Here is a 15,156-nt window from a genome sequence, read left to right as displayed (position 1 = left end):
GACCGCTGGAAGCGGTCGTCTCGAAGGACGAGGCGCGCGCTCATTCGCCGCCCAAAAACCCATATGCGATTGCCTGCTCTCCAGGGAAGGGTAAGAAGCGCCTCATTCCTTCAGATCGTTCACCCGCTTCACCCATGTGCGCACGTCGGCGAGCACCTGGGGCAGCACCGCCTTGACCTCCTGCACCGTCATGCCGGGCTTGATGCGGGGGTCGTAGAGCAGATTGAGGATGTACTGGTCGTAGACGTCGAAATAGCCCATCGAGACGTTGTCATTGAACATCGTCCACGGCACGCTGGCGGTGTCGTTGATGGGCCCGAGCGATTGCAAGAGCTCCTCGTAGGCGCAGTCGAGGAAGACGAAATCGCCGTTGTCGACCGTGAGGATGACGTCGGAATGCTCGATCTCGAAATTGTCGTTCTTGCGAAAGCCGGACAGGCATTGCGGATCGAGCGAGGTGCGGATCTCGCGCGCCTTCTCCGCGCCGTAGAAGCTGGTGAGGGTGCGGTAGAGATCGCGATCGCGCACGAGCTTCACCCGCACATTCGCCGCCTCATTGGTGTCGGTCATGGCGATGTCGAGATGCTGCACGCGGGCGGCGATGTCAGTCACGACCCTTGCGAGTTGCATCTTGCGGTCGGCGCGGTCGCTCTCGGCGTACACGCGCACCGGCCCGTCGAACTTGCGGATGCGGTCGACGCGGCCGGCGAGGTGATATTCGGCGCCGAACGCCGTTTTGAGAAAACCGTCAACGATCTCGCCGTCGGTAAAGCTCTTCTTCTCGGAGCGCTGGCGCGAGGCGATCGCGGGCAGTTCGCCCGCTCGGGCCGTGGTCGCGGTGTCAGGCACCAATGTGAGCGCGGCGAGCGCCAGCAGGGCGGCGCGGACGGCGGGCGCGGTCAGGTTCAATGCGCTCATTGTCGTGCGACGCTGCCGCATTCGCGTCGCGCGCACAAGCCCGCAAATTCACGCGCCCTGCGGGTTCCCTCTGTGGCGGCCTAGTTGTTCAGCACCACCACGGTGGTGCCGACCGCGACCCGGCTGTAGAGGTCGGTGACGTCCTCATTGGTCATGCGGAAGCAGCCCGAGGACACGGCCTGGCCGATCGTCTCCGGTTCGTTGGAGCCGTGGATGCGGTACAGCGTCGAGCCCAGATACATCGCGCGCGCGCCCAGCGGATTGTCGACGCCGCCTTTCATGTGGCGCGGCAAATCGGGCCGGCGGGCCAGCATCTGCGACGGCGGCGTCCAGTCCGGCCATTCCTTCTTGGCGGTGATCCTGTGCACCCCGCCCCAGCGGAAGCCGTCGCGGCCGACGCCGATGCCGTAGCGCAGCGCCTGGCCGTTCTGGAGCACGAGATACAGCCGCCGCTCGCTCGTGTTCACCACGATCGTGCCGGGCGCGTAATTGCCGTTATAGATGACGGTGGTGCGGGGGACGGGGTTGGCGCCGGAACGGAAGAAATTCGGGCCGCCGCCCATGATGTCGCGCGAGTCGAACTCTTCGGCGAGCGCGCCTCCTGCCATGGCCGACACCAGTGCCATGGCGGCCATCGGCGCGGCAAAAAACCGGATCATTGTCTCCCCCAAGCAAAAAATCGATTCAATGGAAGCCAGAGGCCATATTTGCGGGCATTTCGCAAGCCACGGCCGCGTGAGGGACGCCATGCTTAACGATTGGCGTTACCAAATCGGCAACCGCGCCCCATCTGCCGAAAGGAATTAGCCCAGCCAGCGCATCGTTACGCCGGGCAGGGCCGCGATGGCGGCTATTGCTTTGACGGAACGCGCGAACAATGATTGATCGCACGGATATCTGGACAATGCCTGTCGTGGGAGCCTTGGGATGAACGGTGCGGAAAGCCTGGTGCGGACAATGGTCAAGGGCGGGGTGGACGTCTGCTTCACCAACCCCGGCACCTCCGAAATGCATTTTGTCGCAGCGCTCGACCGCGTGCCCGGCATGCGTTGCGTGCTCGGCCTGTTCGAAGGTGTGGTCACCGGAGCTGCCGACGGTTATTTCCGCATGAAGGGAACACCGGCCTCGACGCTGCTGCATCTCGGCCCCGGCCTCGCCAACGGCCTTGCCAATCTGCACAACGCGAAGAAGGCCAATTCCGGCATCGTCAACATTGTCGGCCAGCACGCCGTCTACCACATCGGCTACAACGCGCCGCTGACCTCCGACATCGAGGGCCTGGCCCGGCCGATGTCGTCCTGGGTCCGCACCTCGCCGGATTCCAAATCGGTCGCCGCCGACGGCGCAGCAGCGATTGCCGCCGCCAAGAGCGCGCCGCCGCAGATCGCCACCCTGATCCTGCCCGCCGACACCGCCTGGAACGAGGCCGACGGCATCGCCGAGGTTCCGGCCGAGCAGCAGCGGGCGAGCTATTCGCCGCAGGCGGTCGACCAGGCCGCAAGGATCCTGCATGGCGACGGCGAGGGCACGCTGCTGCTGATGACCGGCAGCGCGCTGAGCGAGCAGGGCCTGGCGCTCGCCGAGCGAATCGCCGGCAAGACCGGATGCACGGTGATGGGCCCGACCTTCCGTCCCAAGATGGCGCGCGGCCGCGGCCGTTTCTCGATCGATCGCATTCACTACGTCATCGAGCAGGCGCTGCCGATGCTGGCAAAATTCCGTCACATCGTGCTGGTCGAGTCTGACGATCCCGTGGCGTTCTTCGCCTATCCGAACAAGCCGAGCATGCTCAAGCCCCAGGGCTGCGAGGTCCATCGCATGACCTCCTGGGGCGAGAACTCGGTCGCGGCGCTGGAAGCGCTTGCGGGCGCCGTAAAGGCCAGCGCCAAGGACGTCAAGCCGCAGGCTTTGCAGGAACTGGTCAAGCCGACCGGCGCGCTCACCTTTGCCTCGATCGCACAGGCGATCGCCTGTGCGATTCCCGAGAACGCCATCATGGTCGACGAATCCCTCACCACCGGCCGCGGCTTCTTCCCGCCGACGGCGGTCGCCGCCCCGCACGACTGGCTCCAGAACATGGGCGGCTCGATCGGCTTCTCGACGCCGCTGTCGATCGGCGCCGCAATCGCCTGTCCGGATCGCAAGGTGATCACCATGGTCGGCGATGGCAGCGCGATGTACACGATCCAGTCGCTGTGGACGCAGGCCCGCGAGAACCTCGACATCGTCACCATCGTGTTCGCCAACCGCATCTACCAGATCCTGCGCGGCGAGTTCGACAATGTCGGCGCCGGCGAGCCCGGCCAGCGCGCCAACGACATGCTGCGGCTCGATCGTCCGACGCTGGATTTCGTCGCGCTCGCGAAGGGCATGGGCGTGCCTGGCCGCGCCGTCACCAATGCCGACGAGTTCAACAAGGCGCTGGCCGAAGCCGTCGCCGAGCCCGGGCCGCGCCTGATCGAAGTCCAGATGTGAGTCTGGCCGGTTGCGCCGCGACTTCAGTCCTCATCCTGAGGAGCCCGCGTGAGCGGGCGCCTCGAAGGATGCTTGCAGGTGGGATACGGGCCTTCATGGTTCGAGACGCGCGTTCCGCGCTCCTCACCATGAGGATCTGGCAGCGGCGCAACTGAGGGCGCGTGATGGGCCCGGAGGCACGATGCAAACCGAGCTGAACAAGGTGATCGCGGCGCTCCGGGACTTCTACGCGCAGGAAGCATTCCTGTTCGAGAAGGACGTCGGCGAGCGCGCGATCACGCACCGCTTCGCCGTGCACTTGGAGAAGCAGTTCTCCGGCTGGTCAGTTGATTGCAATTACGACCGGCTTGGTGAGCGCACGCTGCATCTGCCGCACGGCACTATCATCTCGACCGACGACCATCTCGGCAAGTCGATCTATCCTGATGTCGCCGTGCATCAGCGCGAGATCCCGAACAATTTGCTCACTGTCGAGATCCGCAAGGCGAGCAATCACACGCCGCTCGAGCACGACCAGCACAAACTGAGGGCGCTGACCGACGTGCATGTCTGGTTTCCCTATTGGATGGGCGTACTGCTGGTGCTGGACAGGCACCACGTCACGATGTCGGAGGTCTATGTCAGCGGGCTCGTCGATGAAGCGCTGTCGCGCTGGTTCGCGATGCGGCTGGAGGAGACCGGTCTCGGAGCTCGCGCATAGCGGAGCGCGGCGTGCGCGGTCACGCACGCCGCCTTCTCGTCAGTAATAGTACGGCTGCGAGTAGGCGTAGCGCGGATTGATGCCGCAAGAGGCCGATGTGCCGGAGGCGGTGGCGGCACATTGCTGATAGCTTGCGAACTGGCAATTGCCGGGATAGCCCCAGTTGCGGCCTTGCAGGCAATATCTGTCGTTTGCGGCCTGGGCCGGCGCCGCCGCCAAGGACGCGGCGATCACGGTTGCGAACGATGCAAGGGTGAGGATGGTGCGACGCATTTCAATCTCCTTCTAGGGCGGGGTGGAACGGCCGTGCCTTGGCGTTCCCCGTGGCCTGACGGACGCACGGTCATGCCTATCTTGGTGTCCGCGACGCGGGATGCGTTCGAGGTGAGATACATCCTGACGCAGCCGGCGGCGGACAATGTGATCTCCACCACAGTTCGCGCACAGGTTCTGACCTAATCTCAACGAACTTGCACGCCTCGATCCCGTGGGACTAGGCTTGCCTCATTCGGATCAGGCATTTTGGAGGTTCTGATGCAGAGATCATATTTGCTGGCTGCGACGGCAGCGCTGGTGCTCCTGATGCAAACGCCGCTGGCCCTGGCGCAGGGCGCACCGGCCGCCGGCGGAACCGCTGCGCCTGCCGCAACGAGCACTGCGCCAGCCGCGACGACGGCACCGGCTGCGGCCACCGACACCTCCAGCCAGCCGACCGATTCCAAGAAGAGCGCATCGAAGAAGCCGGCGAAGAAGAAGATGACGCGGCAGCAGGAGATCGATCATTCGGTCGACACCGGCACCGTCCCCGCGCGCTACCGCAGCTCGGTGCCCAAGCAATACCAGCAATACATTCCGTTCGATAAACAGTAGCGGATTGCGCCGCGGCGCGACCGGGATAGCGGTTGCGGCGCCGGTGCCGTCGAACGCATGGGCTTGGCCAGATTGGGTTCGACCGCATACATTGTGGCGATCCGCTTGCGGGTGCTAGTGTGGGCCAAGGTCCGGGGGAAGGAATGAGCGAGGACGGGAAGGATGCTGGCTTGGTGGCCATGATCACCAGCATCCTGGGGGGCAACAAGCGCGCCGACGTCGTGACGCCGCCGCCGCTCGCCGAGGCTCCACCGACAGCGCCGACGAACGGGTTTGAGTCGGTCGAGCCGTCCAACACAGATGCTGCAGCGGCCAAGCCTGCCGCCGAGGCCGTAGCAGCCGACACGCAGCCGGTCGAGGCGCCTCCGAAAATCGTCACCACACGAGACGGCAAGCAATTGCTCCCTGCGGAAGCGATTGCCGATCTCGTGCTTGGCGAATTGCGCAAGATGGAGAATTTTCCCGCGACCGGCGCCTCCGTCACGGTCTACGGTTACAAGCACTGGAATGCCATGATCACCTTCGCGCCGTTCTCGACCACGTTCCAGAATGCGACCCGGTTCCGCCAGGCCATGCCGGACATCGTCATCAAGCTACGCCGTTTCGTCGAACTTGAGATATAGTCCAGGTCAATCAGCGGCGGCGGAACGCTGCCGGTAGCCAGGACAGTCCGACAGGATTTTGAAATTGAGCGTCGCCTTCACCAAGGAAGAAAGCGCCGAAACCGCGTCCGAAACGCTGTTGCCGGACCGCCCGATCTCGCCGCATCCGAACCTCGTGACGAAAAAAGGCTTGCAGGCGTTGCAGACGCAGCTTGCCGAGGCGCGCGAGGCCTATGAAGCCGCGCAAGCGATCGATGACGTCAACGAAAAGCGCCGGCAATCAGCCGCGCCACTGCGCGACGTCCGCTATCTCACCGAACGGCTGCGCACCGCGCAGGTCGTTCCCGATCCGACCTCGAGCGATGTCGTTGCCTTCGGCAGCACCGTCACCTTCAGCCGCACTGATGGCCGCGTGCAGACCTACCGCATCGTCGGCGAGGACGAAGCCGACCCGAAGGCGGGGACGATCTCGTTCGTCTCGCCAGTGGCGCGGGCGTTGATGGGGAAGGCGGTTGGCGACGTGGTTGGCTCTGGTAACCAGGAGATCGAGATTCTGTCGATCGGATAGATGCCCAGGGCGAGGCGAGGATTGCGTGAGCAAAGGGCGCTATCGACAGGAGCAATCTCATTCGCCTAAAGCATGATCCGGAAAAGAGCGAGGCCGCTATGTCCGCGCAACAAAGCTTGATGGTTGAATGAGACGGTTTCTCTCCGGCGCATTGCCGTTTTACGCGTTGGCCGGATTGGCCATTTGCATGTACCTCGTCCTGTACAGGACGAATCTTTTCGACTTGAACGCCATCGTCCAGGGGGCGACCGGTTCATCATGGTTTCCGGTCTTCATGTTCGTCTGCATTCTCGCCGAGTCGCTCTTCCCCTATTTTGGCTATTTTCCCGGAACTGCCCTCATCTTGATGTCCGTCGCGCTCACTCCGAAGTCCGCGGATGTCTCCGTTTTTATCGTGGCGTGGCTGGCCATCATCGTGGGCGCCGTTCTGAGTTACGGACAGGCTCGCTTTTTCAGACCGCTCCTGCAGCGCGTTGCCTCGAGAGCGGCCCTGAGCCGATGTGAGTCCTTGCTCGACGCTTATGGCCGCTACGCCCGCGTTGCCTTGTTCGTCCATCCCAACGCTTGCGCGATGTATTTTACGGCACTCGGACTTCTCGGCCGGAACCTGACGCGAGAGCTCGCCCATCTTTGCGTGGGTGCGGCGGCCTCAGTGAGCGTTCTGTTCATCGTCGTGACCAGATTTGTGTCATCCGTGGGCGCCACCGATGACGGGCAATTGCAGGTGCTGCTCGCGGCAGGGCTGGTCGCCATCGGGACCCTCGTCGGTCTGTACGCGGCATGGCGGCCGGATCGGGTCGATTGAAGCTTGCTCCGTCATTGCGAGCGCAGTGAAGCAATCCAGAGTGTGTCCGCGGAGGCAGACTGGATTGCTTCGCTGCGCTCGCAATGACGACGAATCATCGCGCTTTACGCCTCCGGCAGCTCAACGCCCGTCAGCTTGCTCAATTTGCCGATGAGTTGGTCCTGAAATATCCGATCGCTCGCCTCACTGGCCGGCTGCTGCTGCTGGAGATGATGCCAGTAGCGCCCGCTGACCAGGGCCGCGGAATCCTCGCTCACCGCCAGCCAGGTCTGGGTCCGTTGTCCAGTGTCGAGATCGACCGGGGCGCTCGCACCACCCATCTTCGTGCGCACCCATCCGGGATCGACGGCGTTGCTCAGGACCTTGGGCCAGCGTCGTGCCAGCGCAACAGCGAGCGCGACGACATGCAGCTTGCTCTCGGCATAGGCCTTTGCCGAATCCCAGGCCCGCTTCGTCCAGTCGAGGTCGTCCAGCGAACCCTCTCCGCCGCGGTGCAGCCCGCTGCTGAGATACACCAATCGGTCGGGCCGCTCGATCAGGGCCGTCAGCATGTACGGCGCAAGCGTGTTGATGGCCAGAGTCTCGGCATGGCCTTCCGGCGTCGAGCCACGGCTCGGCCGCGTGTAGACGCCGGCGTTGTGGATGATCGCATCCATGCGCCCGATCGCATTGACCTGGTCGGCGATGCTCTTCGTCTCAGCGGCACTTCTGAGATCACCGACCACCATTCCGGCGGCACGCGACGCAAGCTGGCCAAGTGCTGCGGCACGATCGGCCGAACGCGCGTGCAGCACGACGCGGTGACCTTGATCGAGGAGGGATTTTGCCGCCGCGCGGCCGAGACCGTCCGCGCTGCCCGTGATGAATACGATCGCCATGCGCCGCTCCTCCGGATGTTTCAGAACGCATTCTACATTGCCCGCGCATCGTTTCCGATGTTGGTCGTCGCTCAGCTTGCCGGGATCGGCGAGAGAGCGCCATCGGCTGCTTTCTCATCTCACCAAAGGGGTAGCGCGTCTGTCTCGGAAACGATGCCGACAAAGGGCAGCAGGTCGACGTCCCGCTCGTCGAGGCGTGCTTTCGTGCTGGCGGTAACAATGTTCCGTGCGCCCTCGATGTAAGAGAGCTGTCCAGCCAGCATGTCTTGTGCGGATTTGAGGATCTTGCGACGGGCCGCGAGGATCTCGGCTTCGTTCCAACTCATCGTCTGGCGGGCTTCTCCGCGGATGATGTCATCCTGCCCCTGTTTTGCCCGACGAGTCAATCGTTGATTCGGAAAAGTCGTAGAAGTCTAACCCCTTGATCCGGCTGATGTCGGCTACTGTGCATGGGGTTGTTTTCGCATTTTTGGTTGAGACGGGTCGCCGAACACCATCAGCGTCGACGATCATTCAAAACCGGTAGGGTTCAGGAAAAGGAATGGTGGGCGCACAAGGGATCGAACCTTGGACCTCTCCCGTGTGAACCACAATTGGTGGATTGTAGCCAACCTAATCCAGCCATAGTCTTATTGTAAAAGTCCTTGCAAGTTAAAGACTTGTGGCCATATTGGACCATCCTTGGCCTCGGTTGGCCTTACCACATTTTGTATGTCCCTGCTGTGCCCTTCGGAGGAATTCCCTTAGGGCACACAAACTGGGACGTGGAGGCGATGGCTTGTGGTCCATTTGTTCTAGGGTCGCGCCTCGACCCGTCTCAGGGCGCCAGGAGCGAGAGCACAAGCGATGGAAAAGAGTAAAGAATCTCTCAGAGCTGAAGGAACGACGAATTACCTGAGACTCACTGACGCGGCGATCCGTGCGGCGACGCTGCCGCCGGGCAAATCGCAGCACTATCTGCACGACACAGAGCAGCCGGGGCTCGCGATCAGGATGCGCGCGACTGGTGGCAGGACCTGGGTCTTCATGTTCACAAGGCCTGGGACGAAGGGCACTCAACGCAAGACGCTGGGTGCGTGGCCCAAATTCAATGAGAAGGCCGCGCGCAAGGCCGCCACCGTCGTCGCTGCGGAGGTGGTCATTGGGATCGATCCTAACGAGGTCAAGCGCGAGGCGAAGCGGCAAGCGCTGGCCGAGCGGCAGTGCACGACACTGGCGACCCTGATCGTTGAAGATGGCCCGTACGAAATGTCCCTGACCGGGCGCCAGGTCGTCAACTGGAAACCGGCCATGTCGGCACTCCGACGCGGTCTGAAAGATCATTTCGACCTCGCCATCGCCGAGCTCACGCGACGGCAAATCATGGCGGCGGTAGATAGGATCGGCAAGACCGGCAAGCGCGGCGCAGCAAAGGACTTGCGCAAGCACACGCACACGTTCCTCGAATGGTGCGTCGGCGAAGGTTACGTCGAGCACAACGTGCTCGCCGGCTATCGCGTGCCCAAGGAGACGCGCGCGCAGCGGGTCGGGCGCCGAACGAAGGGCCGGGCGCTGACCGACGAAGAGATCATCAAAGTCTGGCACGCATCCGGCAAGCTTGGGACGTTTGGGCTATTGACACGAATGTGCCTACTTGGTGGCCCGCGCCGCAGCGAGCCAGCCACGATCGAGTGGCAAAATCACGTCATGGATGACCGCATCACTTTCGATGCAGCATGGACCAAGATGGGCCTTTACCACGACATGCCGCGCACCCATCTCGTTAACGAGGTGCTTACGGCCGCAAAACATTTTCAGCGTGCGACGTCGGACTATGTCTTCCCATCACCGAAGACCGGCGGCCAGATGTCGGGCTTCACAAACTTGGTCGACCGCCTGGTCAAGGAAGCGGGTGTCGCCAAGTTCACAATGCATGACTTAAGGCGCAGCTTGCGAACCATCATGTCACGCTGCGGCTATGACAACGAAATCCAGCGGTTGTGTGTCGGGCAAAAGCCGCGCGGGATCGATCAAGTCTACAATCACGACGAACAGTGGATTATCCGCAAGATGGCGTTCGAAGCTGCTCATGACTACATCGCGGAGTTGGTCGGCGCGAAACGGGGAGGCAAGGTCGTGCGCCTGCAGCGGACGAATCCGCTCGATCCCATCAAGGCCGAATTGCTGGGCCGTCTTCGCGAGCATTATGCGGCTGCGACGACTTAGTTGTCTTATCGCGTCCGGCCAGATAGTCGCGCACCGCATCGACTCGGTAAAGCGGGCGACCATCGACGTAGCGCCATTTCAGCGGGTGGTTCGGATTGCGCCGCCACAGCTCCAGGGCTCCAGGCGTGCGCCGGATTACGGCGGCCGTCTCTAATGCCGTTAAATTTGAGCTGCCCGGCAGCGAATCGATATCGAACGTCGCGGGCGGCGGCATGCCACGATTCTTCCGAGGTCGCTTCATGATGCGGAGCGTCTCCTTCGAGTGGCCCATCGTCAACTCTCACGATCGAAGCGAGCGAGGCTCTCGTGTAATCGCCTGGTCGCTTCTTGGGCGGAACGTCAAGAGAATCAACGCAGTCGTCGAACTTTGCCTGTCGAGTGCCGCCGATTTGACCATCATGCTCCGGTTGATGTTGCATAGGAACACGTCAATTGCGCGTCGTAAGATTGGATATCAACGCGAATAGAAGAAAAGTTGCTGGTAAGTAGCCGAGACCACTCCGCTCGCATTGCGGCCCTGCGAGTGGCCACGACAGCGGCCGGTCACGCCTGGAGGCTATTGGCCGTCATCATGGGAAGCATGCCGAAGAATGAAAAGCGAACTGATAGGTAGTTCGACGCTTCGCAGCTACATCGAGGCGGGTTGGCTGACATCGGAATTGACTTGGCGATACGGACTTGCTCGCCATCTACCGCCGCTTTCAATTGGCGTTCCATAAAAGCGACGCACCGCGTTTCAGGATTGGGTTCGTTCACTGGCGGGCCATTCCTCCTGAGCTCCCAATGCACGCGAGCGCCATAGGAATCGGTCAACCTTGCGATAAGATCTGCCTTCTTCATCGCGTCAAGTGCATAGCCCCAAGGCCATTCCTGGCAGCAGAGTCAACAATTCAGACGACAAGTGCCGCTGGAACGACTCGCCATAAAGATATGTTTACGGATCATTGCCGACGACAAAGATCTGTTCACGTTCAATTTATGATCTGTTTACAGATCATTTCGATGTTAATGATCCGAGAACATATCCATGACTTCGGCTCCAAACCCGCTGCTCAAGGAGCTTGGCGTGCACTTTCGAAGAGCACGAATGGCTGCTGGCCTATCCCAGGAGCAAATCGCCCTCCGGGCGAACATTAGCAGGCCGCGCTATCGCGACATTGAGACGGGTGCCGCTGCAGCCCGCGCAACGACACTCGTCAACGTTGCCCGCGCCCTTGGCATGGAAATGATGCTGATTCCGCAAGCGATGGTACCGGCTATTCAATCAATGCTGCAGAGAGCTACGGGCGATGATGACCGCCCTGCGTTCACGTCAGATGTTGAGGAGGAGCATGAATAAGCCTGTCCTCGCGGCTGAACGTATCCAATCGCTCGACATCTCATTAAACGATCTTGCCGTCGGCACGCTCGTCCGAACGCCGGGCGACTACAACGCATTCAATCTCTTGCCCGCGTATCGGAGCTTGAACGACCCTCCGATCTTCAGCCTATCGCTTCGCTCGGCAGATGGCAGCCTCCGCCGGGATCCCAAACCCATACGCGGCGCGCTGCCGCCGTTCTTCGCGAACTTGCTGCCCGAAGAGAAACTGCGCGAAGCAATGGAAAAGCACCACGCAGCGTCAGTAAGACCTGGAAATGACTTCGATCTCTTGGCTGCACTGGGGACAAATCTACCGGGAGCGGTACGAGCGTTGCCGAGCGACGGCGTCCCCGTTCCGGCCGGGCCAGAATCAGAAGCCAAGAAGAAGGCGCGCTTTTCGCTCGCCGGTGTCCAGATGAAGCTCTCCGTCGTGAAAAATACTAGAAAAGAAGGGGGAATCATGCTTGCCGTCGACGATGAGCAAGGGCAGTACATCGCGAAATTTCCCTCCCTCACCCATATTGGACTTTCGGAAAACGAATTCGCGATCTTGGCCTTGGCGGAAACGCTAGGCTGCGGAAGCAGACCCAGGTCGGCGGCGATGCCCACGACCGATTGGCCGGCCGATAGGGCCAGCGCGACCGAGGCGGAGCTGGTCGAGAAGGCTCTGTCGCCGGCATTGGGACCATGCCTGGTCTGCTGCAGCCAGCGTGCGCCGAACGTGCACCGGAAGTACAGCGAGATCGGCGTGACCCAGGCGGTGCTGGGGACGTGGACGATTGCGCACATCGCCAGGTTATGGCGGAGCCGCCGCCGCTGATCCGGCGTGGTTGCCGCGTCGAAGCTCGCGCCGACCAGTGCGGTCGTCGCGTCGGGGCGGTCGCCGCCGGGCGGATCCTTTTCTTCCTCGCAGTCGAGCACGAAGCTGTCCTCGATCCGGCGCTCGTCATCGCCGTCCTCAAACTGGCCGAGCTTGCCGTGATACACGCGGTCGATCAGGACGGTACCCGACGGCCTCTCGGGGTCGTCGGCTTTCGGGGTCATGCGGATGACGTTGCCGGTGGGGCGGCGGCCTGTGGGCTTTTTCATGTGCGGGATCTCACCAGGGTGGAGGGACCGAGCGGTTCCGACGCCAGGTCGATTTCGAGGAGGTCTGCGCAGGCCAGCGCCATCACCGCGAGCGAGGGATCATGGTCGCTGCGGACGAGCTCGACGAGGCGGACGAGCTCCATCGGTCCGTCGTCGCGCAGGATCTGCAGGATGCTGATGCGCAGGCCCACCGGCACGAGGTGGCCGTGGTGCGACCAGACCAGGCGGCAGTTGCCGCAGCGGGGTTCGCGAACGAGCTCCTCCGCCGTGACGACCAGGGGCGAGAGCTCCAGCTCCCGCAGCGCGATCAGCACGAGCCCTTCCTCGTCGAGCTCGCGGACCTGACGGGGCGGGCACCACGTCGAGGTAGAAGCGGCCATCGTCGCGCGCAAGGACGATCGCGTCGACCTCGACCGGGTCTAGCGGTGCGGACGAAACATGCGCCGTCGGTACGTGAGCGATGGAGCGCACCCGCGGATCGAGGCTCGCCTGGACGAGCGCTTCTCTAAGAGCAGGGTGTCGCGCGGGGATCGGCACGGGCGCTTTCGCGGATACGAAGAGGTCGGGCCGGCGGCGGGGCTGTGGTCTGAACATGACGAAACACTCGAAACCTGGAGGAGGGGCGGGTTGGCTTCGGTGGTCTTGATTGTCGATGTCGGTCATGACCGTCCCTTTCAGATCTCGATGATCAGGCGTTCGTCGAAATGCGGGTTGTCCCAAGTGGGCATGGAGGCGGCCACGGGCCGTAACCCTTTGTGTTGGACACGACGCGGGTCTCGCCGACCATGGCGTCGAAAGACTCGTGGGTGTGGCCGTAGAGCCAGAGGTCCGCCGGGCGCAGCGCGCCCGTGCCATCGTCCGGCGCGCGCGCCATCAGCCGCCTCAGGTCGCTCCGGAATGCCGGGTCGAGCGTCGGATCCTCGCCCGAGCCGCCGGGCTCGTCGGTGATGTGGGGGATCGGAGCATGGTGCGTGACGACGACCAGGCGGTCCTCGCCGCGCGGCTTGCGCATCTGTTCCTTCAGAAACGCGACCGACTTGAAGTGTCGCGTAAGCGCGTGATGCGGCAGGAAACGCCGCTCGTAGTTCGAGATCCGGATCTTCTTGAAGTCGTTCATGCGGTCGCCGGCGACGCCCATGGCGGCATGCGCGTCTCCGTTCAGGGCGAAGTCCGTCCAGAGGGTCGCGCCCGCGAACGTGACATTCCCGATGCGAACGGTCTCGTTCTCCAGCACGTGAACGTTCGTGCCCTCCGCCAAGGCCTTCGCCTTTTCGAGCGTCCGTCCGAGGTCGCAGCCGTAGCCCTCGTGATTGCCCATGACGTAGATGACGGGCCGGTCGGTCACGCGATCGAGCAGCCACCGGACGCCGCGCTCGGCCCGCGGGGTCAGGTCGCCCGCGACTATCAGCATGTCGAAATCCGGACGCGCTGCGGCCGGCGGGAGGTCCCAGCCACGCGTCAGTTCGAGGTGGATGTCGGACATGACCCACAGGCGCATGGTCAGTCCTCCCAATGTTCGCGATCGAGGGGCTCGGCCCCGTCGGCGAGTTCGAGGAGCGCGTCCACGAGCGGGTCGGGCATCTCGTCGACGCCGACGGCGACCTGCACTTCGCGCGAGCCGCAGCGCGGGCAGGCGTGGCGGGACGCGTCGTAGATGAATTTGCCTTCCTGGTGGCAGGTCCGGCAGCGGAACGTCGCCATGTCAGTCCTCCGCGATTCCGAGGGTGGCGGGATCGACGTCCACGAAGGCGTCATTCTCCCGGTCGTAGCGGCGGCACGTGATCCGCCGCTGCGCGCCCAGGCCGTAGCGGACGATGTGGATATTCTCGAAGCCGGGGCGGACTTCGGCGGGCGCGCGCCCCTCAGCGTGCAGGTCGCAGCGGGTCGTCAGCCACCCGCCCGTCCGGAGGACGCCTGCCTCGCCACAAATCTCGCAAACTGCAGGCGCTGCGGGCCTCGGCCAGGTCGATCGCCTCCTCGACGCGGGAGGTCGCTTCCGGAGAGAGGCGACCGGTCCAGTACAGGCGAATGCTCGCGTACTTCTCCTGATCTGCGTGAATTTGAAGGTGCCGTCCTCGGTTGCGACCGCCGCCCTGATCCGGATGCAGCACCGGTCGATGAGGTCGCGCCATCCGGGGCCGCACTCGGGGCAGCCCTCTGCCCCCTCAGGGACGCCCACCGGCGGGCGGAAGAGGTCGGAATGGGCCTCGATCAGCCCCCGCCTCCAATCCTGCAGCACGCTCGACATCACGACGCCAGCACTCAACAGGAGAACAAAACAAGAACATATTGAGCAGGAAGGTCAGCTCGAGTCAAGCGGTTAGCGCGTTATTCTTATATAAGAAGGATCGCACTTCTTATATAAGACTGGCCGCCTTCTCTGGCGCCACGGCTGCTCCGGCCTTATGGTTATCGGAGGCTTAATGCGCAGCGGGCGGATGAATGATCGCGAAAAAAGGGCGCCAAAACGGGGCAAGAGGACGCCGATCGGCGACCGCGTGACATTCCTCGCGATGATGGACAAGGACGTCATCGCCGACATCAAGCAGGTGGCGATAGACGAGCACCGGGCGGCCTGGGACGTGATGGAGCAGGCGGCCCGGGAATACCTTAAGCGGAGAAAAGCGAAGAGAACGCCCTGAAAGATCTCCGTTTTTCCTTGCGGTTGCGTAGTCGCCGCGGTTCA

General features: G+C 62.9%; 17 protein-coding genes and 1 pseudogene. 10 read left to right on the top strand and 8 right to left on the bottom strand.

All coding sequences use genetic code 11. The annotated features are described in order from the left end of the window. Positions 1-102: 102 nt before the first annotated feature. Both IVA91_RS20755 and IVA91_RS20750 read right to left on the bottom strand, forming a co-directional pair. Positions 103-918, bottom strand: a complete 816-nt coding sequence (locus tag IVA91_RS20755) for a DUF2927 domain-containing protein (RefSeq protein ID WP_247277396.1) — start codon at positions 916-918, stop codon at positions 103-105. An 80-nt stretch (positions 919-998) separates the two neighbouring features. Then, entirely contained in the window at positions 999-1,577 is a 579-nt protein-coding gene (locus IVA91_RS20750; protein WP_247277395.1) for a L,D-transpeptidase, read from the bottom strand. 268 nt (positions 1,578-1,845) lie between these two features. Between IVA91_RS20750 and IVA91_RS20745 the strand changes: the two genes are divergently transcribed. Both IVA91_RS20745 and IVA91_RS20740 read left to right on the top strand, forming a co-directional pair. After that, positions 1,846-3,393 carry an acetolactate synthase large subunit gene (locus tag IVA91_RS20745; protein WP_247277394.1) on the top strand — a complete coding sequence of 516 codons (1,548 nt, stop codon included), beginning with the start codon at positions 1,846-1,848 and terminating at the stop codon, positions 3,391-3,393. Positions 3,394-3,574: 181 nt separating this feature from the next. Further along, complete coding sequence (locus IVA91_RS20740) at positions 3,575-4,093, top strand: hypothetical protein (protein WP_247277393.1); 519 nt, start codon at positions 3,575-3,577, stop codon at positions 4,091-4,093. 39 nt (positions 4,094-4,132) lie between these two features. Here IVA91_RS20740 and IVA91_RS20735 read toward each other — a convergent pair whose 3' ends face one another. After that, positions 4,133-4,366 (bottom strand): DUF3551 domain-containing protein, encoded by a 234-nt coding sequence (locus tag IVA91_RS20735; protein ID WP_247277392.1) that lies wholly within the window; start codon positions 4,364-4,366, stop codon positions 4,133-4,135. A 261-nt stretch (positions 4,367-4,627) separates the two neighbouring features. Between IVA91_RS20735 and IVA91_RS20730 the strand changes: the two genes are divergently transcribed. The 4 genes from IVA91_RS20730 (at position 4,628) to IVA91_RS20715 (ending at position 6,938) form a co-directional block, all read left to right on the top strand. Next, positions 4,628-4,963, top strand: a complete 336-nt coding sequence (locus IVA91_RS20730) for a hypothetical protein (RefSeq protein ID WP_247416647.1) — start codon at positions 4,628-4,630, stop codon at positions 4,961-4,963. Positions 4,964-5,106: 143 nt separating this feature from the next. After that, on the top strand, positions 5,107-5,586 hold the full coding sequence (locus IVA91_RS20725) for a hypothetical protein (protein WP_247459105.1): 480 nt from the start codon (positions 5,107-5,109) through the stop codon (positions 5,584-5,586). A gap of 64 nt (positions 5,587-5,650) precedes the next feature. Continuing rightward, the gene (gene greA / locus IVA91_RS20720; protein WP_247277389.1) at positions 5,651-6,133 is read left to right on the top strand and encodes a transcription elongation factor GreA; all 483 of its coding nucleotides are present in this window, start codon (positions 5,651-5,653) and stop codon (positions 6,131-6,133) included. A 127-nt stretch (positions 6,134-6,260) separates the two neighbouring features. Next, positions 6,261-6,938 (top strand): hypothetical protein, encoded by a 678-nt coding sequence (locus IVA91_RS20715; RefSeq protein ID WP_247277388.1) that lies wholly within the window; start codon positions 6,261-6,263, stop codon positions 6,936-6,938. A gap of 104 nt (positions 6,939-7,042) precedes the next feature. Here the strand turns inward: IVA91_RS20715 and IVA91_RS20710 are convergent, their stop codons facing one another. Both IVA91_RS20710 and IVA91_RS20705 read right to left on the bottom strand, forming a co-directional pair. Next, positions 7,043-7,816, bottom strand: coding sequence for an SDR family NAD(P)-dependent oxidoreductase (locus IVA91_RS20710; RefSeq protein ID WP_247277387.1), 774 nt, complete (start codon positions 7,814-7,816; stop codon positions 7,043-7,045). Positions 7,817-7,935: 119 nt separating this feature from the next. Beyond that, entirely contained in the window at positions 7,936-8,202 is a 267-nt protein-coding gene (locus tag IVA91_RS20705; RefSeq protein ID WP_247459104.1) for a hypothetical protein, read from the bottom strand. Positions 8,203-8,662: 460 nt separating this feature from the next. Between IVA91_RS20705 and IVA91_RS20700 the strand changes: the two genes are divergently transcribed. The 3 genes and pseudogenes from IVA91_RS20700 to IVA91_RS20690 form a co-directional block, all read left to right on the top strand. Then, complete coding sequence (locus IVA91_RS20700) at positions 8,663-10,021, top strand: integrase arm-type DNA-binding domain-containing protein (RefSeq protein WP_247418809.1); 1,359 nt, start codon at positions 8,663-8,665, stop codon at positions 10,019-10,021. Between the two features lie 1,027 nt (positions 10,022-11,048). Then, the gene (locus IVA91_RS20695) at positions 11,049-11,360 is read left to right on the top strand and encodes a helix-turn-helix transcriptional regulator (RefSeq protein ID WP_247277384.1); all 312 of its coding nucleotides are present in this window, start codon (positions 11,049-11,051) and stop codon (positions 11,358-11,360) included. Further along, positions 11,353-11,955, top strand: a pseudogene (locus IVA91_RS20690) (HipA N-terminal domain-containing protein); the annotation flags it as partial. The gene IVA91_RS20695 and the pseudogene IVA91_RS20690, both read left to right, overlap by 8 nt. A gap of 511 nt (positions 11,956-12,466) precedes the next feature. On the opposite strand, the gene IVA91_RS20685 reads toward IVA91_RS20690, so the two are convergent. The 3 genes from IVA91_RS20685 to IVA91_RS20675 form a co-directional block, all read right to left on the bottom strand. Beyond that, the gene (locus IVA91_RS20685) at positions 12,467-12,862 is read right to left on the bottom strand and encodes a hypothetical protein (protein ID WP_247418822.1); all 396 of its coding nucleotides are present in this window, start codon (positions 12,860-12,862) and stop codon (positions 12,467-12,469) included. Between the two features lie 296 nt (positions 12,863-13,158). Continuing rightward, the gene (locus IVA91_RS20680) at positions 13,159-13,968 is read right to left on the bottom strand and encodes a metallophosphoesterase (RefSeq protein WP_346015512.1); all 810 of its coding nucleotides are present in this window, start codon (positions 13,966-13,968) and stop codon (positions 13,159-13,161) included. A gap of 2 nt (positions 13,969-13,970) precedes the next feature. Further along, entirely contained in the window at positions 13,971-14,171 is a 201-nt protein-coding gene (locus tag IVA91_RS20675; RefSeq protein WP_247277382.1) for a hypothetical protein, read from the bottom strand. Positions 14,172-14,908: 737 nt separating this feature from the next. Between IVA91_RS20675 and IVA91_RS20670 the strand changes: the two genes are divergently transcribed. After that, positions 14,909-15,112 carry a hypothetical protein gene (locus IVA91_RS20670; protein ID WP_247459103.1) on the top strand — a complete coding sequence of 68 codons (204 nt, stop codon included), beginning with the start codon at positions 14,909-14,911 and terminating at the stop codon, positions 15,110-15,112. Positions 15,113-15,156 lie beyond the last annotated feature (44 nt).

Source organism: Bradyrhizobium sp. 153 (assembly GCF_023073835.1).
In the GTDB taxonomy this organism is placed as follows: domain Bacteria; phylum Pseudomonadota; class Alphaproteobacteria; order Rhizobiales; family Xanthobacteraceae; genus Bradyrhizobium.
This window is presented reverse-complemented; position numbering and strand designations above follow the sequence as displayed.

Coding starts and splice junctions, on each gene's coding strand:
- IVA91_RS20755 (WP_247277396.1), bottom strand. CDS start 918: ATGAGCGCATTGAACCTGACCGCGCCCGCCGTCCGCGCCGCCCTGCTG.
- IVA91_RS20750 (WP_247277395.1), bottom strand. CDS start 1,577: ATGATCCGGTTTTTTGCCGCGCCGATGGCCGCCATGGCACTGGTGTCG.
- IVA91_RS20745 (WP_247277394.1), top strand. CDS start 1,846: ATGAACGGTGCGGAAAGCCTGGTGCGGACAATGGTCAAGGGCGGGGTG.
- IVA91_RS20740 (WP_247277393.1), top strand. CDS start 3,575: ATGCAAACCGAGCTGAACAAGGTGATCGCGGCGCTCCGGGACTTCTAC.
- IVA91_RS20735 (WP_247277392.1), bottom strand. CDS start 4,366: ATGCGTCGCACCATCCTCACCCTTGCATCGTTCGCAACCGTGATCGCC.
- IVA91_RS20730 (WP_247416647.1), top strand. CDS start 4,628: ATGCAGAGATCATATTTGCTGGCTGCGACGGCAGCGCTGGTGCTCCTG.
- IVA91_RS20725 (WP_247459105.1), top strand. CDS start 5,107: ATGAGCGAGGACGGGAAGGATGCTGGCTTGGTGGCCATGATCACCAGC.
- IVA91_RS20715 (WP_247277388.1), top strand. CDS start 6,261: ATGAGACGGTTTCTCTCCGGCGCATTGCCGTTTTACGCGTTGGCCGGA.
- IVA91_RS20710 (WP_247277387.1), bottom strand. CDS start 7,816: ATGGCGATCGTATTCATCACGGGCAGCGCGGACGGTCTCGGCCGCGCG.
- IVA91_RS20700 (WP_247418809.1), top strand. CDS start 8,663: ATGGAAAAGAGTAAAGAATCTCTCAGAGCTGAAGGAACGACGAATTAC.
- IVA91_RS20695 (WP_247277384.1), top strand. CDS start 11,049: ATGACTTCGGCTCCAAACCCGCTGCTCAAGGAGCTTGGCGTGCACTTT.
- IVA91_RS20680 (WP_346015512.1), bottom strand. CDS start 13,968: ATGCGCCTGTGGGTCATGTCCGACATCCACCTCGAACTGACGCGTGGC.
- IVA91_RS20675 (WP_247277382.1), bottom strand. CDS start 14,171: ATGGCGACGTTCCGCTGCCGGACCTGCCACCAGGAAGGCAAATTCATC.
- IVA91_RS20670 (WP_247459103.1), top strand. CDS start 14,909: ATGAATGATCGCGAAAAAAGGGCGCCAAAACGGGGCAAGAGGACGCCG.